The organism is Streptomyces sp. MGP-BFMKR1, assembly GCF_057766585.1.
Genome location: NZ_CM173408.1, coordinates 5,276,648 through 5,297,615 on the forward strand (window position 1 = coordinate 5,276,648; position 20,968 = coordinate 5,297,615).

Sequence of the window (20,968 nt, forward strand, 5' to 3'; positions counted from 1 at the left end):
GGCGGGTTGACGGGTTGGTCGGTCGCGGCTCGCGGCGATCGAGTCGCGGGCGGCCCGGGCGCCGGCCGGTCACAGCCGGGAGAGCGAGGCGGTCGCGTAGAGCACGTCGCGAATGGCCTCGGGGTCGCCGAGCTGCCCGGCCACCACGTCCAGCGGCGGCACGTGGCCGGCCACCAACCGGCAGAACTCCTCCCGGTCCAGCACGAGGTGCGCCACCTGTTCGTCGGGGGACGCCGTCGCGGTGGGCGAGTCGAGCGCGATGTACCAGTGGCCGCCGCCGTGCCCTTCGACCTCCAGGTGCAGCGAGCGGCTCGGCACCCCGGCCCGCCCGAGGTGGCGCGGCGGGCTGGCGAGCCCGGCCTGCCGCCGCTCGGCGAGCGCCCGGGGCAGCAGCCGCGCGCACAGGTCGATCATCAGGTTGAGGTGCGCGGCGGCGGGCGGCCGGTACGGGTAGCTGACCGCCTCCGCGATGTCCACGCCGTGCACCCAGCACTCGAAGGCCCGGTCGAGCAGCGCGTCGCGCAGCGGCAGCGCGAACTCGCCGTACGGTACGGAGAGTTGGCTGATGCCACGGCCGGCGAACGACACGGTCCGCAGCAGCGCGTGCCCCTGCTCCCGCCACGGCCCGCGGATCGCGTCCGGCCGCGGCCCGGCCCGCGAGGACTCCGGCGGCCGTGGGGTGGCCGGCCGGGAGGCGGCGCGCGGCGGCCGGACGCCGTGCGGGCGCTCGCCGTGGCGGGTGAGCTGGGCGACGTGGGCGGGCTCGGCGCGCCAGTACGCCTCGGTGCGCGCCAGCGGCCCGGTGGGCGCTCCGGGGCCGAGCGGGTCGGGCAGCCCGACGGCGGTGGCGACGATGCCGTCCACGGTCAGCAGGTGGCCGATGACGCCGGCCACGGTGGTGTCGCGCAGCCGGGCCCGCTCGCCGTCGAACCACCGCAGCGCCACCGGGGCGCGCCACTCGGCCTCGCCCATGTCGCCGATCAGCGCGTCGAGCCGGGCGGCCTCCGCGTCGTACGGCGCGGCCCACTCGGGCACCGGGATGCGGGCCGGGCGGCGGCCGAGGCAGCCGGCCAGGACGCGGGACCTGAGCTGTGGGTTGAGGTCGAGGTTCTCCTCGACGTGCAGCAGGCCGACCGCCCTGCGCAACCGGACGGCCTCCTCGGCGCAGGTCGGGCACTGGTTCAGGTGGTGGTCGACGACCGCGATCTCCTCGGCCGAGCAGGCGGCCAGCGCCCAGGCGCCGAGCATCGACTTGAGGACGTGGTGCGACGGGGCGGGCGTGCCGGTCAGGTCGGAGGCCGCGCTCACGCCGCCGGCCTCCCCTCGCGCGCCGGGTTCGGGGGGCGCGTCGGCCGCCGCCGGCTCCTCGTCTGGTCGCGCTGTCGTGGGGTTGAGTGCATCCGTCTCGGACTCCGTGTGTCGTGTCTCGGCCTCCGCGGCCTCGGGCGACCCGCCCTGCGCCGGCACCCCGCGCGGCCGGACCGGGGCCGACCTGGGCCAGTGCCCGCCGTCCTCGGCGGGCGGGCGCGGCGCGGGTATGCGCGGCCGTCGGGCGGGGCCGGGGGCGCCGCTGTCGTCGGGGCCGGTGCGGCCCGGGTCGCCGGGCCCGCTCACCGGGCGCGCCCGGGTCCCGGGGGCGAGCTGGCCCGTGGGGCGGCGTCGTGCGCCGTGGAGAGCAGTTGCAGGCCGAGCCGGAGTCGCCGTCTGGCCTCGTCCTCGGTGACCCCGAGCGCGGCGGCGGCCTCGCGGTAGTTCCGCCGCTCGCGGTAGGCCAGTTCGAGGGCGTCGCGCAGCGGCGCGGGCATGGCGGTCACGATGTAGTCCGCGCGGGCGGCGGCGGAGGCGTTTTGGATCTTCAGCTCGACGTCCGCCGGGCTGGCCTCGTCGGCGCCCTCGTCCGCGCTGGCCGCCGTGGACTGGCGCAGCCGGTGCACCGCCTGCCGGTGGGTGAGGGCGGCGATCCAGGACCGCAGCGAACTCTGCTTCGGGTTGAAGGAACCCGGGTTCTCCCAGACGTGGGCGAACACGTCGCGGGTGACGCGGTCCGCGGCCTCCTCCTCGCCGAGCACGCGGTAGGCGAGGTGGTGCACCAGCGACGCGAAGCGGTCGTACAGCTCGCCGAGCGCGGCTGCCTCTCCTCGGGCCAGCCGCTGTTGCATCTTGCGGTCCCAGCGAAGCGGTGCTTGCTGCGTCATGCGGGCCCCCAACGTCCCCGTTCCCGTCCCGGTCTTCCGGTCGTGTGTCACTGCTTACTCGAATGTAGTCCGGAGCTTCGGCGGCAACGGGGGTTTGCCGCAAGCTTCGTCGGCCGGGTGGTGGCGGATGGTATGGGGGCGGTCACTTTGGGCCAACAAAAGTCGGGGGACTGTGAGCGATGTCGAACGCTCACGTCCGGATGTGTCGATGTGTTATGGGCGTGTGACCGGATCTTGGGGGCTGATGCGCTCCAGCGGGGCATAGGGTCGGGAGGGTTGGCCGGTTTGGCGTGGGTTCTGGGTTTCGTGGCGTGGCGCTCGGGCAGCCGCTCCAGAAGCAGCCAATTCCGGTTCACGGATTTCCGGTGGGCGGACGAGCGAAGGGCTTCGGGCGCGTGACGTTGAAGGTGTTGGAGGTCGAGCAAGGGGAGTGGGCCGTGCTGCGGGTCGCCGGCGAGATGGACCTGGTGACCTCGCCCGCCGTCCGGCAGCACGTGCACGACGCCGTCGCCGAGGGGCGCCGAAGTCTCGTCCTTGACCTGGGCGAGGTGCGGTTCTGCGACTCCAGCGGCGTGGGCGTGCTCATCGCGGCCCGCCGCCTGATGCGCTCGTGCTCCGGGCGGCTGCGGCTGATACTCCCCGCCCAGGGAGCGGTCGACGGCTCCCACGTGAACCGCGTGCTCGCCGCCCTCGGCGTGCGTCGCCTCTTCGAGGTCTACCCGGACCTGCACACCGCGACCGACGAGACCGCCGAACCGCTCTCCGCGTAACGGCTCCCCGCCCGGGGTACCCCCGGGCCGCGCGTACGCCGGGGTCCGACCCCGCTCCGTACGCTCTGTACGCCCGCCCCGAACGTCTCCCGCGCCCCTCACGCCCCCGGGCCGCCCGCCGCCACCGTCGCCCGCCGGCCCTGCTCCCCGCCCGCTGACCCGCTCCCGGCTCGTCGGCCTGCTCGCCGTTCCCCGTCCGTCGGCCGCCGCCCGGCGCGGCCACCCGGTGGCCAGCCCGGCCCGGCACCCGCCTGTGCCCGCGTCCCGCATGTCCCGTACGCCCCGTGTCCCGCGTCCGCCGTGCCCGACGGCCGCGCGGGCGGTCAGTGGGGCGTCGGGGGGCCGGCGGGGGCGGGGCCGAGGGTGGTGGTGCCGGGGGCGGCCCGGTGGCCGAGGCCGGTGCGGTACGCGTCGAGCGCCGCCTCCACCCGGCCCGTGCGGCGCAGCAGGTCGCCGAGGAGTCGGCACAGGTCGGCCAGGTCGCCGGCCGCCCCGGAGCGCTCAAGCAGGGACAGCGCGGCGCAGTAGTGCTCCTCGGCCGCCTCCAGGTCCCCGCGCTCCTCCGCGATCAGCCCGAGCAGTCGGTGCGCGCCGCCCGCGTGCACGGCGCCGCGCTCCGCCGTCAGCCCGCCGGCGGGTTCGGGCGCCGGGCCGGCCGCCGCCCCGTCCTGGCCGGCCGCCGCGGACTCCGCGCGGCTCGGGTCCGGGGTGGCGAGCAGCGGGCGTAGCAGCTCCCTCGCCTCGTCCGTCTTGCCGCGCCGCCGCAGCACGTCCGCCAGCTCCACCTCCACCTGCACGGTGAACAGCGCGGCGCGCTTGGACGCCAGCATCGAGCGCGCGGTGCGCAACTCCTCCTCGGCGCGCGGCAGGTCGCCGTCCTGGGCGTGTACGTAGCCGCGCATCCAGTGGCAGTGCGCCAGCTCGGTGCGGATGTGCAACTGCTGGTACAGCTCCTGCGCCTTGGCGAGCGAGGCGTCCGCCTCGGCCGTGCGCCCCTCCGCGATGAGGGTGCGGGCCACGCCCCGGTGCATGCCGGCGACCAGCACCGGGTCGGCGACGCGCGGGGCCAGCGCGAGCGCCAGCTCGGCGGCCTGGGCGGCCCGCGCGTGCGCGCCCATGTCCATGTACGGGGCGATGGCGGCGGTGTACAGGAGCAGCAGCGCGTCCGGGTCGTGCAGCCCGGCGGCGTTCAGCTCGTCCAGCGCGCTCTCCAGCAGGTAGCAGGAGTAGCGCAGTTCGCCCGCGAGCAGGTGCGCGGTGGCCCGGCCCCGGATGGCCGGTACCCGGCGCGGCAGCGGCTCGTCGGCCAGGAGTCGCTCGGCCTCTTCGAACCGCTGTCGCGCGGTGGCGAGTTCGCCGCTCTCCAGGGCGCAGTCGCCGAGCCCGAGCAGGGCCGTGGCCTGCTCGGCGGGGAGCGCGAGGTGCCTGGCCCGGTCGAGCAGGGCGGCGAACGCGTCGGCCGCGTCGCGGGCGGCGCCGGTCGCCAGTGTGCGCCGGGCGTCGGTCAGCCCCATCCGCAGCTCGGTCGCGGCCCGTGGGGAGCGGCCGGTGGCCAGCTCGTCGGGGCTGGTGCCGAGCCGCTCGGCGAGGTGCCGCAGCGCCGCGTCCGACGGGCGCACCCGGCCCGCCTCCAGGGTGGAGACGTAGGCGGCGGTGTACGCGGGCTCGGCGAGCTGGCGCTGGGTGAGCCCGCGCTCGGTGCGCAGCCGCAGCACGCGGCGCCCGATGGCGCGCGGCCCCGTCGGGTCGTCCGGCGCCGGGCCGGCCGCGTGCCCGGCCGTGCCCGTCGAGTCGTCCGCTCGGGCCGCCGCCCGGGTGCCCTTGTCAGCCACCGTGCCCTCGTCTCCCGCAGGTAGGTTTATCGCGGAGGGATTTATCTCGGCGATAAATTCACTTAACTAGTCGATTTACTGGAGGATGGACAGATGTCGAACGTGGTCGACCCCCCTGCGACCGTACGCCAGCCCGGTCTCGTCCTGACCGATCACGTCTTCGACGTCCCCCTGGACCACGCGGCGCCGGGCGGGGAGCGGATCCGCCTCTACGCCCGCGAGGTCGTCGCCGCCGACCGGCACGCCGACCGGGACGGGCTGCCCTGGCTGCTGTACCTGCAGGGGGGACCCGGCTTCGGCGCCGACCGGCCGGTCGGGCGCGGCGGCTGGCTCGGCCGGGCCCTGGACGAGTTCCGGGTGCTCCTCCTCGACCAGCGCGGCACCGGGCGCTCCACGCCCGCCACCCGGCAGACCCTCCCGCTCCGCGGCACCCCCGCCGAACAGGCCGCGTACCTCAGCCACTTCCGGGCCGACGCGATCGTGCGCGACTGCGAGCTGGTCCGCGCCCAGTTGACCGGCGGCCGGCCGTGGACCGTGCTGGGCCAGAGCTTCGGCGGCTTCTGCACGGTCACCTACCTCTCGTACGCGCCCGAGGGGATCGCCACCGCCCTGATCACCGGCGGGCTGCCGGGCCTGGACGCGGACGCCGACGCGGTCTACCGCGCCGCCTACCCGCGCATGGAGCGCAAGACGCTCGCCCACTACGCCCGTTACCCCGGCGACGCCGAGATCGCCGCGCGCGTCGTGGCGCACCTGGACGCGCACGAGGAGGTGCTGCCGGACGGCTCCACGCTCACCCCCGCCGCCTTCCAGCAACTCGGCATCCTGCTCGGCTCCGGCGACGGCTCGCACCGGCTGCACTACCTGCTGGAGGACGCCTTCGTGGACACCGTCGACGGGCCGCGGCTCAGCGACGCGTTCGGCGAGCGCGTGGCCGCCGTGCTCAGCCGCGCCGGCAGCCCGCTCTACACGCTGCTGCACGAGTCCATCTACGCGCAGGACGGCCGCGCCACCAACTGGTCGGCGCACCGGGTGCGCGACGAGTTCCCCGGCTTCGACGCGCCGGCCGCGGTCGCCGCCGGCGCGCCCGTGCTGCTCACCGGCGAGAGCGTGCACCCGTGGATGCTGGAGACCCAGCCCGCGCTGCGCCCGCTGCGCGAGACGGCCGACGCCCTGGCCGCGCGCACCGGTTGGGGCCCGCTGTACGACGCCGAGCGGCTGGCCCGCAACACGGTGCCGGTGGCCGCCGCGATCTACCACGACGACCTGTTCGTGGACACCGACCACTCGCTGGCCACCGCCCGCGCGATCCGCGGCCTGCGCACCTGGGTCACCAACGAGTACGAGCACGACGGGGTGCGCGCGGGCGGCGTGGTGCTCGACCGCCTGCTGCGCCTGGCCCGCGACGCCTAGCCGAACCGGCCCCGGCGGCGGGAAGGTGACGGGAGCGGGGCGGGCCCGAGGTGGCCCGCCCCGTTTCGTGCCTCCCGGCCCCTTTTCGTACGCCCCGTCCACCCGCGTCTTCGCACGAACCCGCGTCCGACCCATTGCCCGGGGCCGCCCACGCCCCTACGTTGAGCGGCAACTTAACTCGGCTTAATCAGCCACTTATGTAACCGGCCCCCGGGAGAGTTGCCATGCCCAGACGCGCACGAGCCCGCATCCGCACCACCGCGATAGCCGCGGGGGTCACCGCCGTCGCGGTGCTGACCGGCACCGCGAGCGCGGCCGGCGGCGCGGCGGGCCAGCGGCCGGGGGCCGCGGGCGGCGAGCGGACGCACGAGGTCGAGTACTTCTCCGGCCCTGGCGGCCACGGCCGGCACGTGCGGGTGTCGGCCGAGCCGCCCGAACGCATCGCGCGCGCCCAACAGCCGCTGGCCGCGGCGGAACGCGCCGGGGACGGCGACGTCACGCCGATCGTGGAGAACGGGTCGACCGCCGACAAGCTCGACGTGGTCGTCGTCGGCGACGGCTACACCGCGGCCGAGCAGGCCGACTTCCACGCCGACGCCCGGGCCAAGTGGCAGCAGGTCTCGGCGGTCGCCCCGTACGACGCGTACCGGGGGCTGTTCAACGTGTGGGCCGTGGACGCCGTCTCGAACGACTCCGGCGTCTCCGGCGACCCCACGCAGTCCGTCGTCAAGGACACCGCGCTCGGCTCGTACTTCTGGTGCGACGGCCTGGAGCGACTGCTGTGCGTGGACACCGACAAGGTCGAGTCGTACGCCGCCAAGGCGCCCGCCGCCGACCTGGTCATCGTCGTCAGCAACGCCGCGAAGTACGGTGGCGCCGGCTACAACGACGTGTCGTCGGGGCCCGGTTACGACGGCATCGCCACCGTCTCCTCCGACCACCCCGACTCCGCGCAGGTCGCCGTGCACGAGACGGGCCATTCGCTGGGCAAGCTCGCCGACGAGTACGTCTACGACGAGTACGGCACCTATACAGGCCCCGAGCCGACCGACGCCAACATCAGCACGCTCGGCGCGTCCGCCATGGCCACTCAGCGCACCAAGTGGTACCGCTGGCTGGGTCAGCAGTCCCCGGACGGCGGCGTGGTCGGCGCGTACGAGGGCGGCGGCTACTACCCGCGCGGCCTGAACCGCCCCACCGAGAACTCGATCATGCGCACCCTCGGCCGGGCGTTCAACCTGCCCGGGCGCGAGGCGATGATCGCGGGCTTCTACCGCCACGCGAGCGTGCTGGCCAGCGACGTCCCCACGGACCGGCCGCTGACCCGAGGCCAGCGGGTGAGCGTGCGGGTGCCGGCGTCGGCGTCGGTGCGCTGGTACGTGGACGGGCGCGAGGTGCGCCGGGCGCGCGACAAGCAGACGGTCACGCCCGCCTCGCTCGGCGTCCGGCCGGGCGGCCACGGCCAGCGGATCTCGGTTCGGGCCACCGACGGCACGACCGCGGTGCGCGACCCGGAGCTGCGCAAGCTCCTGACGGACACCCGCAGTTGGCGCGTGCGCGGCTGATCCGCGCCCCGGGGCGGTGATCGCCCCCTCACCGCAGGTTGCCGTGCGTGGCATCAAGTGGGCGACTGGCCAGGTGAGTTGAGGTAGGTGCGGCGGCGGTCGGTGTGCGTCGGGTGGGAGCCCGGCGGTGCCGGCCGCCGCTGGCGTGTCGGGCGCGGGTGGGGCGGGGATCGGTGAGGGCCGGTCGGGCTGTCGGCGGCCCGGTCCGTTCGGTCGGTCGGAGTCCCTTCGTACGGCCTATTTCTTACGACGTTCTATTTAAGGGTCAGTAATTGACGGCTCATCTCTTCCGGCTGGCTCTGGCGTAGATCCGATGGTGTGGATGTATGCCCGGTGCGCCTGGGGTGACCGCACGGCCCTACGGATAAGGATGAATAGGTGTAAATTGGGACATCGTGAGCGGCCATCGACAGCGATGGCTACGTCTATTGAGGAGGCATCGATGCTTGCTCAGAACACCGCATCCCTACTCGCCACTCCCACCGACCAAGCGGCCGTCGGTCACCTGATGACCGAGCCCGAGGCGCCGCTGAGCGACGCCCCGATGTACACGCCGCAGGCGGCGGGCAAGCTGCTGCTCCTGCTGCTCCTGTCGCCGAAGGAGCCGAAGGACAAGTGAGCCCCGATCGGTCGCAGACGGCCTACGCCGAATCGGCGGCCGACCTGGCTCGTCGTGTCCTCGGCGCCCTCCGGGGCGCCGGGGGCACGGCCCTGGTCGCCGAGCACGTGGAGCGTGCGGACGATCCCAAGGCCGCGCTGGCCGCCCTGCGGGTCGTGGGAGCGGACACCTTCGCCCCGTTCCTGTGGGGCGACAGCGTCTTCCACCCCCAGGACGCGGCGGCCTTCGCCACCTCCTTCACGATCTTCCCGCCCCCCGTCACCTCCCCCACCCCGCCCCCGGCGGGCCCCGCCGAACCCTGGGTCGTGGCCTGGCGCGACTGGGCGATGGCCGAGTTGCTCGGCCGGTTCACCGCGCCCGAAGGGCCCGCGGCGGCCGGCTCCGCCGCGGCCGGCCTGGCCGAGCTGACCGGCATCGACACCGCCGAGGTGACCGGGGTGCGGGCGCCGCAGCCGCAGGGCGCGCCGCTGCTGGCCGACGACCGGCTGCGGGCCGCGTACGGCGCGGGCGGACCCCGCGCGCGCGAGGCGGTCCGCGTCCCCGAGGGGTCGTACGCCGCCGACCGGCTGCACGCCACCGACGCCGGGTACACGGCCGACCCCCCCGCGTCCGCCACCGAAGCCGCGGGCCTGGACTGGCAGCGCTGGTCGGTGCGGATGGGACAGCTCTCGCCGCTGGCGCTGCCCGGCCTCGACGGACCCGTGCACCGCGCGGCGCGCGGCGCCCCACTGGCCCTGGCCCGTGGCGCCAGCCGCGCCCTGCTCCGCCGCGACCACCCCACCGCCGCGCGCATCGTGCGCTGGCTCGCCCTCCTCGGGTCCGACGGGGTGCCGCTGCCGCTGGAGCTGCCCCCGCTGATCGAGCACCTCGAACTGTTCGGCGGCGGTGGACCTCGACTCGCTCTCGACCTGGCCATCGCCCGCCGACTGCTCGCACTGGAGCCCCCCGCATGACGGCGTCCGTCACCCAGACCGCCCACCAGGTCAGCTCCAAGGCGCTGGCCTGGCTGCACACCCACCACCAGCGCGGAGCGCTGCCCGACGACACCACGGCCGACCTCGGCGACCCGAACAGCGTGTACAAGCCGCTGGGCGAGACCGCCCTGGCGGCCACCCTCGTTCTGCGCGAGGCCGCGGCCGGCACCAGCGAACTCCGAGTCGCCCGTGCCCTGCTCGACTACTGCTGGCGGCAGTTCGGCGAGGGCGACATGCTCTACGAGCGGCTGCTGCGCTACCCGATGATGAGCGACCCACTGGAGACGTACGCCCACTTCACGGTGGGCGGCTACCGGCACGAACCGCTGGAGCGGCTGCTCGCGCACACGACCGCGCTGCGGACCGTGCGCGGCCTGGAGCAGCAACCCAACCGGAAGATCGCGGTAGCCAACGCCGCTCGGCTCATCGGCCTCGACCAGGGTCCGCACGCCTACGACTGGGACGAACTCGTCCGCGCCACCTGGCTCGGCGGCACCCCCGAACCCTGGCTCATCGACTGGATGACCGGCTACTCGCTGACCCACGCGGTCTTCCACCTCACCGACTGGGGTGCCCGCCCCACCGAGCTCTCGCACGAGCTGACCGAGTACGTCTCGACCTGGCTGCCGGTGTGGATCGACATCTGGGCCGAGATCGAACAGTGGGACCTGGTCGCCGAGTTGATGATCGTCGGGTGCTGCCTGGAGCGCCCGTACTGTGACGCGGCCGACTGGGAGTTGCTGGCCCGGGTGCAGCACGCGGACGGCCTGATGCCGCGCGACGGCGATCCGGTCTCCGACGACCCCGACGAGCGCTTCGCGCACCACCAGCACACCGCCGTGGTCGCCGCCGTCGCGGGCACCCTCGCGGTCTCCCGCACGCTCGGCGGCGGCCAGCACGCGCCGGCGGACCGGTGAGCGGCCGGAAGGACGCGGAGCCGGCGGTCGCCGGCCGCGCGGACACGGGACAGGCGGACACGGGCCAGGCGGACGGGGGTCGGCGTACCGGCCGGGGAGCGCGCGGGGGCGCGCGGCCGGCGCCGATGGGGGCCGAGCCGGCGTGGGCCACCGAGGCGCTGGTGCCGCTGTTGCGCGCGGCGCCCGGCGCCAGCGGCGTCGCGGTCGCCGCCCGGCGCGGCACGGACCGGGTCTTCCTCGCCGACGGGCGCACCGCCTGGGGCGACGGCCGCCCCGTGGACGCCGACACGCGCTTCGAACTCGGCTCGCTGACCAAGACGTTCACCGCGCTGCTGCTGGCCGAGTCGGTGGCGCGCGGCGAGGTGCGGTACGAGGACCCGATCACCCGCTTCCTGCCGCGCGTCGCGGCCCCCCGGGTGCCCGGCGGCCCGATCACGCTGCTGCACCTGGCCACCCACACCTCCGGGCTGCCCCGGTTGCCCCCCGGCTTCCTCACCCGCGCCGCCCCGGAGTGGTTCACCAACCCGTACGCCACCTTCCGCACCGAGGACCTGCTCGCCGCCCTCGGCCACACCCGCACCCGGGCCCGCCCCGGCCACCGGTTCCGCTACTCCAACTTCGGCGTCGGGCTCCTCGGCCACCTGCTGGCCCGCGCCGCGTCGCCGGGGCGCGGCGCGTACGGCGACTACGGGGAACTCCTGGCCGCCCGGGTGCTGCGCCCGCTCGGACTGCGCCGCACGACGTGCACGCCCGAGCTACCGCAGGCCACCGGCTACTGGCACGGCAGGGCCCGCCCCCCGTGGGAGATCCCCGGGCTGCCCGGGGCCGGGGCCCTGCGGTCCAGCACCCGCGACCTGCTCGACCTGCTCGACGCGCTCGCCGACCCGACCACGACACCGGACACCGCGCCGGCGCGGCTGACCGAGGCCCTCGCGGACGTGACCCGGCCCCGGCTCGTGGTGCCGCGCGGCACCGCCCGGCTGGCGCTGGTCTGGAACATCCGCCCGCGCCCCGGTTTCGACCTCTACCACCACTCGGGCGGAACCCGGGGCTTCACGGCGTTCGCCGGCTTCAGCCCCCAGGCGGGCGTCTCGCTGGTCGCCCTGGCCAACCGGGCGCCGGCCCCGAACGGGGCCTTCATCCAGCGGGCGTACAGCGCGTTGCGGGGGTTGGCGACGGGGTGTGTGGAGGGCGCGTAGCGGCGGCCCCCGGCCACGGGCCCGCCGTGGCGCGTGATGCAAGATGGCCGCATGGCACGTAACGGGGGCAACGCCCGGCTGATCGCCGGGCGTTATCGGTTGGTGGGGCAGTTGGGGCGCGGCGGCATGGGCACCGTGTGGCGGGCCCAGGACGAACTGCTCGGCCGCCAGGTCGCGGTGAAGGAACTGCACCTGGACGAGGGCCTGTCCGCGCTCGACGCCCCGGTGCAGCGCGAGCGCACGCTCCGCGAGGCGCGCACCGTGGCCCAGCTCAAGCACCCGCACGTCATCGTCCTGCACGACGTGGTGGAGCAGGACGAACGCCCGTGGATCGTCATGGAGTTGGTCGACGGCCGCTCCCTGGCCGACCAGATCGCCGAGAGCGGCCCGGTCGGCCAGCGCGAGGCGGCCCGCATCGTGCTCGCCCTGCTCGACGCGCTGGGCGCGGCGCACGCGCGCGGCGTGCTGCACCGCGACATCAAGCCGGCCAACGTGCTGATGGAGGCGGACACCGGCCGCGTCGTGCTGACCGACTTCGGCATCGCCCAGGTCGCCGGGGCCACCACCATCACCGAGACCGGCACCTTCGTCGGCTCGCCCGAGTACACCGCGCCCGAGCGCATGTCGGGCCGCAGGACCGGACCCGAGTCCGACCTGTGGTCGCTGGGCGTGCTGCTGTGCACGCTGGTCAGCGGCGAGTCCCCGTTCCGGCGCGACTCGTTGGGCGGGGTGCTGCACGCCGTCGTCTTCGACGAGATCCGCGCGCCGGCGCAGGCCGGCCCCCTCACGCCGATCGTCCTCGGGCTGCTGGAGCGCGACCCGGCGCGCCGGCTCACCGCGGCCAGCGCGATCTCGCTGCTCGGCGCGTACGGCGCGCACCCCACCTCCGACGACGGCCTCCCACTGGCCCCCGCCGCGCACGCCCCGCCCCCGGGCCCGGCCGCGCCCGACGGGGCACCGCCCGGTGGCGCCGGCCCGGGGCGACCGGCGCGCCGGTCGCGCGGGCGCACCGTGGCCCTGGCCGTCGCCGCCGCCGTCGCGCTGGCCGGGCTCGCCGCCGGCACCGTGGTGCTGCTGGAGCGGGGCGACGACGGCGCGTCACACAGCGCCCAGGACGGCGACAAGGACGGCGACAATGGCGACCGGGGCGAGCGGACCAAGACTCCGGGCGGTGCGGACGACCGAACCGGGGAACGGGACGACGCGCCCACCGACCAGCCGCCGACCGGTCCCACCACGGTGCCCACGGCCGCGCCCGACGGGTACGAACTGATCACCGACCCGGCCGGGTTCCGGGTCGCGGTGCCCAAGGGGTACACCCGCTCGTACGAGGCGCCGCGCGTGTACTACTACTCGCCGGGCAAGGCGTTCCGGATCGGCATCCACCCGCAGACCCTGGACCCGCGCGGCGCGGTGCGCGTGATGCGCGAGGCGCACGCCGAGGGCCCGCGGCGCTACGAGGGCTACCGCGACGGGCGGGTCACCGAGACCACGCACAACGGCCGGCCGGCCGCGCTGTGGGAGTTCACCTGGAACGGGGCGCGGGACGACGGCGGGGCGCGGCGGACGTACGACCTCAGTTGGGACGAGGGGGGCCGGATGTACGACGTGTGGGTATCGGCCCCTGTAGCGGAAAAAGACGAAGGTAGGCGACATTTCGATACCGCTGTGGATACCTTCGATCGCCCCGGCGGCGGTAACTGACGCGGGTGGCAACGGCTTGGTCACCATCGGCCGCGCCCGCCCGAGGCCGGTGGAAACGCGCCACTGGCGCGAGGTAATGATTAACCCATGAATAACCATGGGGGACGGGCGAACGAGCCCACGAGTTACGGGCTCCAGCCACCGCGCGGCGCGCAGCCCCCGGTCGCCCCGGAGCCGGCCCCCGGGCAGGGTGCCGGGGCGGTCGCGAGCCAGGGCCAGCACCCGCCACACGAGGACCCGGCGCGGCCCCACGGCCAGGGCCAGCCGGCGTACGGACCGGCCGCCGGGCAGCAGCAGGGTCAGCACCAGGGCCAGCACCAGGGACAGGGCCAACAGCGCGATCAGTACCAGCCGTCGGCGGGGCGGCAGCGGGCGTACGAGCCGACCCAGTTCGCCGGGCCCGCCGGCGCGGCGGGCGGCGGCTCGCCGACCACCGCCGGGGCGGACGCGGCCTGGGCCGCGGCGGCCGATCCGGACGCGGGCCGGCTGATCGGTGGCCGCTACCGGCTGGTGTCCCGGCTCGGGCACGGCGGCATGGGCACCGTGTGGAAGGCACACGACCAGATCGTGGACCGCGACGTGGCCGTCAAGGAGCCGCGCGTCCCCGACAGCCTGCCCGAGCGCGAGCGGCAGACCGTCTACCAGCGGATGCAGCGCGAGGCGCGCGCCGCCGCCCGGATCGACCACCCGGCGGTGGTCACCGTGCACGACGTGGTGGTCGAGGACGGCCGCCCGTGGATCGTGATGGAGCTGGTGCGCGGCCGGTCGCTGGGCGACGTGCTCGCCGACGGCACCCTCGACCCGCGCGAGGCGGCCCGGATCGGCGTCGAGGTGCTCGGCGCGCTGGCCGCCGCGCACGAGGCGGGCGTGTTGCACCGTGACGTCAAGCCCGACAACGTGCTGCTCGGCCGCGTCGGCGCCGGCCAGGGCGAGGGGCCAGGCGGTGGCCGGGTGGTGCTGACCGACTTCGGCATCGCCCAGGTCGAGGGCGAGCAGGGGCTCACCGAGACCGGCGCGTTCATCGGCTCGCCCGAGTTCATCGCCCCCGAGCGGGTGCTCGGCCAGCGGCCGGGGCCCGAGTCCGACCTGTGGTCGCTGGGCGTCGTGCTGTACGCGGCGGTCGAGGGCATGTCCCCGTTCCGCCGCACCAACCACCCCGCCACCCTGCAGGCGGTCCTGTCGGCCGAGCCGCAGACGCCCGCCCGTGGCTCCGGCGCGCTGGGCACCCTGATCATGCAGTTGCTGCGCAAGGAGCCGGGGGCGCGGCCCACGGCGGCCGAGGCCCGGCAGGTGCTGGAGTCGGTGGCCCGCCCGGCGCCACAGCTCCCGACGATGCTCGCCGCCGCCGGCGCCGGCTCGCCGGCCGCCGGCCCGTCCCGGCTCCCCGGTTGGCTGCGTGGCCGCAAGGGTCAACTCGGCCTCGCTGGCGGGGTGTTGGCGGTCGCGGTCGCGGTGGTCATGGTGGTGGTCAACCCGTTCGGTGGCGGCGGTGACGACGCGCCGGCCGGCTGGAAGACGGTCGACGCCGAGCAGCGCGTACGCGCCGAACTCGCCGCGCCCGAGGACTACACGCTCAGCGAGGACGACGACGAGATCACGCTGCTCGACCCGGGCAAGGTCTTCTGGATCACCCTGAACCGGGACCCGGTCACCGACGAGTCCGACGCGCCCAGCGCGCTCCAGGAGGCCAACTCCTACCTGGACGACTACCAGGAGGACTACTACGAGTACGGCTGGACCGAGGACTCCGTGGAGGGTTCGGTGCGGGCGACGACGTACCACGGCAAGAAGGCCGCGGAGCTGACCGCCACGTACACCACCAACGACTCCGACAACCCGGAGGACCTGCGCCGCCGCGAGTTCCACTACATGAACGACTCCAAGGTGCAGTGGCAGCTCGTCGTGGAGATGCCCGCCAAGGGCAAGCCGCGCGCCGAGGGCGAGCGACTCTTCAAGGACCTGGTCAAGCACCTGCGGATCAAGGACCTGTAGCCGCAGCGGGAGACGCGCGGGAGCGGGCGCGGAGGTGTCCGGCCCGCGCGCTCCGCGGCCCCGGGGGCGGGACGCGGCGGCCGGGTTCGCGGCCGGCGCCGAAACCGGTCGCCGACCCGACTCGACCGTCCCGCCGCCGGGTGCAACGCCCCTGACCAGGGCAGATGTCGCCAGCGTTTACTGGCGCGGTGAAGCGGGCGGGGAGCGCGGTCGTGTCCATGCGGTGAAAAGGGGTTACCGTCGGGTACCCAAACGGCTCCGGCGGGAATACGCTCACCCGCATGACGGACTCGAAGGGCACCACGCAGGCCACTGTCAGCACGCTCCCCGCCGCCGCGGACAACCCGGTCTTCGCCGCCCCGGCGGGCACCCGTACGGCGGCCGACGTGGTGACCCCCGAGCTCGTGGCCCGGCTCACCCGGGACGTCGTCGGCAGCGGCAAGACCCGCAACCACGCGCCCGCCACCGGCGCCAAGCTCGCCGACCTGCCCGAGTCCACGCCCGAGGACGTGGCCACCGCCTTCGACCGGGCCCGCCAGGCGCAGTACCTGTGGGCGCGGACCCCGGTGCGCCAGCGGGCCGCCGTCCTGCTGCGCTTCCACGACCTGGTGCTCCGCCGCCAGGCCGAGGTGCTCGACCTCATCCAGGCGGAGACCGGCAAGGCCCGGCTGCACGCGCACGAGGAGGTGCAGGCCGTCAGCGTCGCGGCCCGGCACTACGGCCGCAAGGCGCCCAGCTACCTCGCCCCCAGGCGGCACACCGGCGTGACACCGACCCTCACCAGGGTCACCGAGCTGCGCCAGCCGCGCGGCGTCGTCGGCCAGATCTCGCCGTGGAACTACCCCTTCGAGCTGTCGGTCGGCGACGCGCTGCCCGCCCTGGTCGCGGGCAACGCCGTGGTGATGAAGCCGGACACGGAGACCGCGCTGACCGCGCTGTGGGCGCGCGAGCTGCTGATCGAGGCCGGGCTGCCGGCGGGCGTGTGGCAGGTGGTGCTCGGCGACGGGCCGGTGATCGGGCCCGCCGTCGTCCAACACGCCGACTTCGTCTCCTTCACCGGCTCCACCCGCACCGGCCGCGAGGTCGCCCAGGGCGCGGCGGCCCGCCTGGTGGGCTGCTCGCTCGAACTCGGCGGCAAGAACGCCATGCTCGTGCTGCGCGACGCCGACCTCGACAAGGCCGCCGCCGGCGCGGTGCGCGGCTCGTTCTCGTCGGCCGGCCAGCTCTGCATCTCCATCGAGCGGCTGTTCGTGCACGAGTCGGTCGCCGACGCGTTCGTGGAGCGCTTCGCGGCCCGCACCCGCGCCATGCGGCTCGGCGGCGACCTCGCCTACGGCGCCGACATGGGCTCACTGGTCTCCGAGCGCCAACTGGCCACCGTACGGCGGCACGTGGACGAGGCCGTCGAGCGGGGCGCCAAGGTCGTCACGGGCGGGCGGGCGCGGCCCGACATCGGCCCGTACTTCTACGAGCCGACCATCCTGGACGGCGTGCGGCCCGCGATGGCCGTCTGCGAGGAGGAGACCTTCGGGCCGGTCGTGTCGATCTACCGGTTCACCGACGAGGACGACGCCGTCGCGCGGGCCAACGCCACCCCGTACGGCCTCAACGCCAGCGTCTGGACGCGTGACGGGGCCCGCGGCCGGTCCGTCGCCGCCAGGCTGCGCGCCGGCACCGTCAACGTCAACGAGAGCTACGCCGCCGCCTACGGCAGCGCCCAGGCGCCGATGGGCGGCATGGGCGACTCCGGGCTCGGACGCCGGCACGGCAGCGAGGGCATCCTCAAGTACACCGAGGCGCAGACCGTCGCCCAGCAGCGGCTGGTCCCGCTCGCCCCCTCCTTCGGCCTCTCGCACGAGCAGTACGCCCAGCTCATGACCCGCGGCCTGCGCGCCATGAAGGCCCTCCGGCTCCGCTGACCCGCCCGTTCCTACGGAGGTACCCCAGTGTCACGGGACAACTCTGTCCACAACGGCTCCGCCCCCGGTTCCGCCCACGCCTCGCCCGGCCCCGCCGCCGACCCCACCTCCGAGCACGACGACGCCGCGTACGACTACGACGTCCTCGTCATCGGCTCCGGCTTCGGCGGCTCGGTCAGCGCGCTGCGACTGAGCGAGAAGGGCTACCGGGTCGGCGTCCTGGAGGCCGGCCGCCGCTTCACCCGCGCCGAACTGCCGAAGAACTCCTGGGACGTGCGCAACTACCTGTGGGCGCCCGCGCTCGGCCTCTACGGCATCCAGCGCATCCACGTCCTGGGCAAGGTCATGGTGCTGGCCGGCGCCGGCGTCGGCGGCGGCTCGCTCAACTACGCCAACACGCTGTACGTGCCGCCGCCCGCCTTCTTCCAGGACGCGCAGTGGGGACACATCACCGACTGGCAGGAGGAGTTGCGCCCCTACTACGACCAGGCCAGGCGCATGCTCGGCGTACGCCTGAACAAGACGCTCACCCCCTCCGACGTCCACCTCAGGGACGCGGCCGAGAAGATGGGCGTGGGGGACTCCTTCCACATGGCCCCCGTCGGCGTCTTCTTCGGCGACGGCGACGACGCCGCGCCGGAGGGCACCGGGGAGGGCGTACGGGCCGCGCCCGGCGAGACCGTGCCCGACCCGTACTTCGGCGGTGTCGGCCCCGCGCGGCGGGCCTGCACCGAGTGCGGCGAGTGCATGACCGGTTGCCGGCACGGCGCCAAGAACACCCTGAACGAGAACTACCTCCACCTCGCCGAGCGCGCCGGGGCCACCATCCACCCCATGACCACCGTCGTGGGCCTGGGCGAACACCCCGACGGCGGCTACCGGGTCGCCACCGTCCCCACCGACCGGCGCCGCGGCGCCCGGCCGAGGACGCTGCGCGCCCGCCAGGTGGTGGTCGCCGCCGGCACGTACGGCAGCCAGACCCTGCTGCACGCGATGCGCGACCGGGGCGAGTTGCCGCGCCTCTCGCCTCGGCTCGGCTCGCTGACCCGCACCAACTCCGAGGCCATCCTCGGCTCGCAGACCACCGACCGGCGCTACCGGAAGATCAGCGGCGAGCGGCGGGCCGACTTCACCAAGGGCGTGGCCATCACCTCGTCCATCCACCCCAACGCCACCACGCACATCGAGCCGGTGCGCTACGGCAAGGGCTCCAACGCCATGGGCTCGCTGTCCATCCTCCAGTTCACCCACCGCGAGCGGGTGCCCAACTGGATCAGCTTCCTCGCGACCAACCTGCGCCACCCGGTGCTCGCCGGGCGCGCGCTGTCCAACTGGCGCTGGTCCGAGAAGACCATCATCGGCCTCGTCATGCAGACCCACGACAACTCGCTGACCACCTACCGCAAGGCCAAGGGGCTCGGCAAGGGCCTGCTCACCGCGCGGCAGGGGCACGGCGCGCCCAACCCGGACCGCATCCCGGAGGGCGAGGAGGCGGCACGCCTGGTCGCGGAGTCCATCAACGGCTTCGCCGGCACCAACGTCGGCGAACTCATGGGCACCCCGCTCACGGCGCACTTCCTCGGTGGCTGCCCGATCGGCACCAACGCCGAGCACGGCGTGATCGACCCGTACCACCGGCTCTTCGGCCACCCCGGCATCCACGTCGTGGACGGCGCGGCCATCACCGCCAACCTGGGCGTCAACCCGTCGCTGACCATCACGGCGCAGGCCGAGCGGGCGATGTCGCTGTGGCCCAACAAGGGCGAGCCCGACCCGCGGCCCGCGCAGGGTGAGCCCTACCGGCGCCTCGCACCCGTGGCTCCGCGCCGTCCCGCGGTGCCCGAGGGCGCGTTCGGCGCCCTGAACCTGCCGTTCCTGCCGATGCCGACCATCCCGCCACGACCCGTCCCGGACGGGGCGCCGGAACCCATGGCCGAGGCGTAACCGCGCGCCGGGTCGCGCCCCGCGCCGGGGCCCACGACGCGGGGGCCGGGTCGACTGGTTGGTGGTCCAGCCGACCCGGCCCCCGCTCGACCGCCCGCCGCTCTCGCTCCGGCGGCGCGGCCGGTGGTACCCGGTGAGGTGTCCGCGTTACGCGGGCGTCGCCCCGGCCTTGCGGCGGCGCACGACGAGGATGGCGCCGGCACCGGCGACCATCGCCACGCCGCCGATCATCGCGATCGTCGGCAGGTTCGAGTCCGAACCGGTGTTGGCGAGTTCGCCGACGGGGTGGATCGCCTTGTTGCCGACGGGCCGCTTCTGGATCGGCGCCGGCAGCGGCTTCTTGCCCCCCTGCGGCTTGGCGTCCGGCACCTGGGACTCGTCGCCGCCCGGGAGCTGCGCGGCCGACTTCACGACCTCGAAGTCGTAGTAGTCACCGCTGGAGTAGACGCAGTTGCCCTCCTCGTCGGCGAAGGCGCCGATGGAGATGGCGTACCCGAAGCCGTCGGGGGCGCCCTTGGCGACGCTCAGCCGCAGGTCGAGGCGGATCGTCTCGTGCGCCCGTACCGAGGTGTAGCCGACGTAGCCGTGGGCGTCGTCGTCCTGGTCGGTGGAGATGCTCTCCCAGGCCCCGGTGTCGGGGTTCTTGAACTGGAGGGTCAGGTACTTGCCGGTGCCCTCCGGGTGTTCGGCGTGCGCGGTGCCCGCCAGGATGCCGAGGTCGACGCGCTGGAAGGAGCGGTCCGAGGTGTTCTTCACGCGGAACGTGAAGCCGTGGTAGCCGCTGCCGGCCACGACCTTGGACGGCAGCCCGACCAGCGTGGTGCTCAGGTCGGGGTCCTCGGCGTACTCGTCGCTGTCCTCGCAGAGCGCGGGCGGCTCGGAGTCGGTGGGCGTCGGGCTCGGCCCGTCGGTGGGGGTGCTGGTCGGCTTCCCGGTGGGCTCGCCCGTGGGCTTCCCGGTCGGCTTGCCCGTGGGCTCGCCGGTCGGGTTGCCGGTGGGGTTCCCGGTCGGGTTGCCCGTCGGGTTCCCGGTGGGGTCGCCGGTCGGCGTGCCCGTGGGGTTGCCGGTCGGGTCCCCGGTCGGCGTGCCCGTCGGCGTGCCGGTGGGGTTCCCGGTCGGGTCGCCCGTCGGTGTCGGGTCCGGCGTACCCGTCGGCGTCTGCGTCGGTGACGGCTCCTCGGCGTACGCACCGGGCGCGGCGAGCAGCGTCGCGGGCAGGAGGGCCGCCGTGGCCGCGGCGGCCGTGAGGGTGCGGCGAAGCTTCATGAAGACCTCTTCGGGGTCCAAAGGAGCCGCCAAGGGGAGCGGCGTCCGCGGGGTTGGCCGTCGCGGCGGGGCGCGTCATGGCCGTGCGTTTGCACGTACATGACCAGCAGTCCTGGCCAAAGGTTGCACACAGAATGATCACAACTCGCGGTGATCTAGCTCACGTGTGCTCTGGACCGTCCGTGGTGACCTGGGGAATCCGCTCACGGGCCCGGCCCGGTCGGTGCCTTCGGTGTGACGGAGCGCCGCCCTCCGCTCGGCGGCGGATGGCTGGCGTACGGCTTGCGTACGGCCCGTGGGTACGGCTCTGGGGCGCGGGCTCGGGGTGCGGCCACGGGCCCCGGGCGTGGCCTCCGGCGGTGCCGTGGGTGGCCCGGGTGAGTCCAACTGCCGCTGCCTTACGCGAAGTTGGGGGGCGCCCGCCCGGGCCGGGGGAGGTGCGGGCGGGCGCCGATGTGCGAGAGCCCCGCGGACGCCGCGGGGGGATGGCGTCCACGGGGCTCTCGGCGGTCAGCATCGGCGTCAGGGCAGCGCCGGTGCTGAGAGGCGGCGCCGGGGGGTCGCGCCGCTGGCCGGGAAGGTCTCGGTGTCGCGGCCCGCGCGCACCGGTCGCGGGTCTGCCCATCGCGGCTGGTCGGGCCGTCGACGGCGGGAGCGCC

General features: G+C 75.0%; 15 protein-coding genes. 11 read left to right on the top strand and 4 right to left on the bottom strand.

Annotated elements, in window-relative coordinates:
* Positions 1 to 69: 69 nt before the first annotated feature.
* Together AC3CHW_RS20905 and AC3CHW_RS20910 are read right to left on the bottom strand one after the other, a co-directional pair.
* Entirely contained in the window at positions 70 to 1,614 is a 1,545-nt protein-coding gene (locus AC3CHW_RS20905) for an immediate early protein (protein ID WP_488467477.1), read from the bottom strand.
* Complete coding sequence (locus AC3CHW_RS20910) at positions 1,611 to 2,195, bottom strand: sigma-70 family RNA polymerase sigma factor (RefSeq protein ID WP_488467478.1); 585 nt, start codon at positions 2,193 to 2,195, stop codon at positions 1,611 to 1,613. Before AC3CHW_RS20910 ends, AC3CHW_RS20905 begins: the two co-directional genes overlap by 4 nt.
* Before the next feature lie 395 nt (positions 2,196 to 2,590).
* Between AC3CHW_RS20910 and AC3CHW_RS20915 the strand changes: the two genes are divergently transcribed.
* Positions 2,591 to 2,965 (top strand): STAS domain-containing protein, encoded by a 375-nt coding sequence (locus AC3CHW_RS20915; RefSeq protein WP_176166141.1) that lies wholly within the window; start codon positions 2,591 to 2,593, stop codon positions 2,963 to 2,965.
* Positions 2,966 to 3,288: 323 nt separating this feature from the next.
* On the opposite strand, the gene AC3CHW_RS20920 is transcribed toward AC3CHW_RS20915, so the two are convergent.
* Positions 3,289 to 4,680: a helix-turn-helix domain-containing protein gene (locus tag AC3CHW_RS20920; RefSeq protein ID WP_488471120.1), complete on the bottom strand. Its 1,392-nt coding sequence runs from the start codon at positions 4,678 to 4,680 to the stop codon at positions 3,289 to 3,291.
* Positions 4,681 to 4,890: 210 nt separating this feature from the next.
* Here AC3CHW_RS20920 and AC3CHW_RS20925 point away from each other — a divergent pair, with 210 nt between their 5' ends.
* The 10 genes from AC3CHW_RS20925 to AC3CHW_RS20970 all read left to right on the top strand — a co-directional run bounded on the left by AC3CHW_RS20925 (position 4,891) and on the right by AC3CHW_RS20970 (position 19,043).
* Complete coding sequence (locus AC3CHW_RS20925; RefSeq protein WP_488467479.1) at positions 4,891 to 6,210, top strand: alpha/beta fold hydrolase; 1,320 nt, start codon at positions 4,891 to 4,893, stop codon at positions 6,208 to 6,210.
* 224 nt (positions 6,211 to 6,434) lie between these two features.
* Positions 6,435 to 7,775 carry a M64 family metallopeptidase gene (locus tag AC3CHW_RS20930; RefSeq protein WP_488467480.1) on the top strand — a complete coding sequence of 447 codons (1,341 nt, stop codon included), beginning with the start codon at positions 6,435 to 6,437 and terminating at the stop codon, positions 7,773 to 7,775.
* A gap of 442 nt (positions 7,776 to 8,217) precedes the next feature.
* Positions 8,218 to 8,394, top strand: a complete 177-nt coding sequence (locus AC3CHW_RS20935; protein WP_468062119.1) for a hypothetical protein — start codon at positions 8,218 to 8,220, stop codon at positions 8,392 to 8,394.
* A complete protein-coding gene (locus AC3CHW_RS20940) occupies positions 8,391 to 9,347 on the top strand; it encodes a hypothetical protein (protein ID WP_488467481.1) in 957 nt (318 codons plus the stop codon). Before AC3CHW_RS20935 ends, AC3CHW_RS20940 begins: the two co-directional genes overlap by 4 nt.
* The gene (locus AC3CHW_RS20945) at positions 9,344 to 10,285 is read left to right on the top strand and encodes a DUF6895 family protein (protein WP_488467482.1); all 942 of its coding nucleotides are present in this window, start codon (positions 9,344 to 9,346) and stop codon (positions 10,283 to 10,285) included. Before AC3CHW_RS20940 ends, AC3CHW_RS20945 begins: the two co-directional genes overlap by 4 nt.
* Before the next feature lie 125 nt (positions 10,286 to 10,410).
* Positions 10,411 to 11,484 (top strand): serine hydrolase domain-containing protein, encoded by a 1,074-nt coding sequence (locus AC3CHW_RS20950; protein ID WP_488467483.1) that lies wholly within the window; start codon positions 10,411 to 10,413, stop codon positions 11,482 to 11,484.
* 51 nt (positions 11,485 to 11,535) lie between these two features.
* Complete coding sequence (locus AC3CHW_RS20955) at positions 11,536 to 13,188, top strand: serine/threonine-protein kinase (protein WP_488467484.1); 1,653 nt, start codon at positions 11,536 to 11,538, stop codon at positions 13,186 to 13,188.
* Positions 13,189 to 13,275: 87 nt separating this feature from the next.
* The gene (locus AC3CHW_RS20960; RefSeq protein WP_488467485.1) at positions 13,276 to 15,180 is read left to right on the top strand and encodes a serine/threonine-protein kinase; all 1,905 of its coding nucleotides are present in this window, start codon (positions 13,276 to 13,278) and stop codon (positions 15,178 to 15,180) included.
* A 281-nt stretch (positions 15,181 to 15,461) separates the two neighbouring features.
* A complete protein-coding gene (locus AC3CHW_RS20965; protein WP_488467486.1) occupies positions 15,462 to 17,099 on the top strand; it encodes a succinic semialdehyde dehydrogenase in 1,638 nt (545 codons plus the stop codon).
* A 27-nt stretch (positions 17,100 to 17,126) separates the two neighbouring features.
* A complete protein-coding gene (locus AC3CHW_RS20970; protein WP_488467487.1) occupies positions 17,127 to 19,043 on the top strand; it encodes a GMC oxidoreductase in 1,917 nt (638 codons plus the stop codon).
* Positions 19,044 to 19,190: 147 nt separating this feature from the next.
* Here AC3CHW_RS20970 and AC3CHW_RS20975 read toward each other — a convergent pair whose 3' ends face one another.
* Complete coding sequence (locus tag AC3CHW_RS20975; protein WP_488467488.1) at positions 19,191 to 20,309, bottom strand: LAETG motif-containing sortase-dependent surface protein; 1,119 nt, start codon at positions 20,307 to 20,309, stop codon at positions 19,191 to 19,193.
* Between the last annotated feature and the right edge of the window lie 659 nt (positions 20,310 to 20,968).

What these genes read in the sequence shown, in the direction of transcription:
- AC3CHW_RS20910 (WP_488467478.1), bottom strand. Translation starts at nt 2,195, where the DNA reads ATGACGCAGCAAGCACCGCTTCGCTGGGACCGCAAGATGCAACAGCGG.
- AC3CHW_RS20925 (WP_488467479.1), top strand. Translation starts at nt 4,891, where the DNA reads ATGTCGAACGTGGTCGACCCCCCTGCGACCGTACGCCAGCCCGGTCTC.
- AC3CHW_RS20930 (WP_488467480.1), top strand. Translation starts at nt 6,435, where the DNA reads ATGCCCAGACGCGCACGAGCCCGCATCCGCACCACCGCGATAGCCGCG.
- AC3CHW_RS20935 (WP_468062119.1), top strand. Translation starts at nt 8,218, where the DNA reads ATGCTTGCTCAGAACACCGCATCCCTACTCGCCACTCCCACCGACCAA.
- AC3CHW_RS20945 (WP_488467482.1), top strand. Translation starts at nt 9,344, where the DNA reads ATGACGGCGTCCGTCACCCAGACCGCCCACCAGGTCAGCTCCAAGGCG.
- AC3CHW_RS20950 (WP_488467483.1), top strand. Translation starts at nt 10,411, where the DNA reads ATGGGGGCCGAGCCGGCGTGGGCCACCGAGGCGCTGGTGCCGCTGTTG.
- AC3CHW_RS20955 (WP_488467484.1), top strand. Translation starts at nt 11,536, where the DNA reads ATGGCACGTAACGGGGGCAACGCCCGGCTGATCGCCGGGCGTTATCGG.
- AC3CHW_RS20960 (WP_488467485.1), top strand. Translation starts at nt 13,276, where the DNA reads ATGAATAACCATGGGGGACGGGCGAACGAGCCCACGAGTTACGGGCTC.
- AC3CHW_RS20965 (WP_488467486.1), top strand. Translation starts at nt 15,462, where the DNA reads ATGACGGACTCGAAGGGCACCACGCAGGCCACTGTCAGCACGCTCCCC.
- AC3CHW_RS20975 (WP_488467488.1), bottom strand. Translation starts at nt 20,309, where the DNA reads ATGAAGCTTCGCCGCACCCTCACGGCCGCCGCGGCCACGGCGGCCCTC.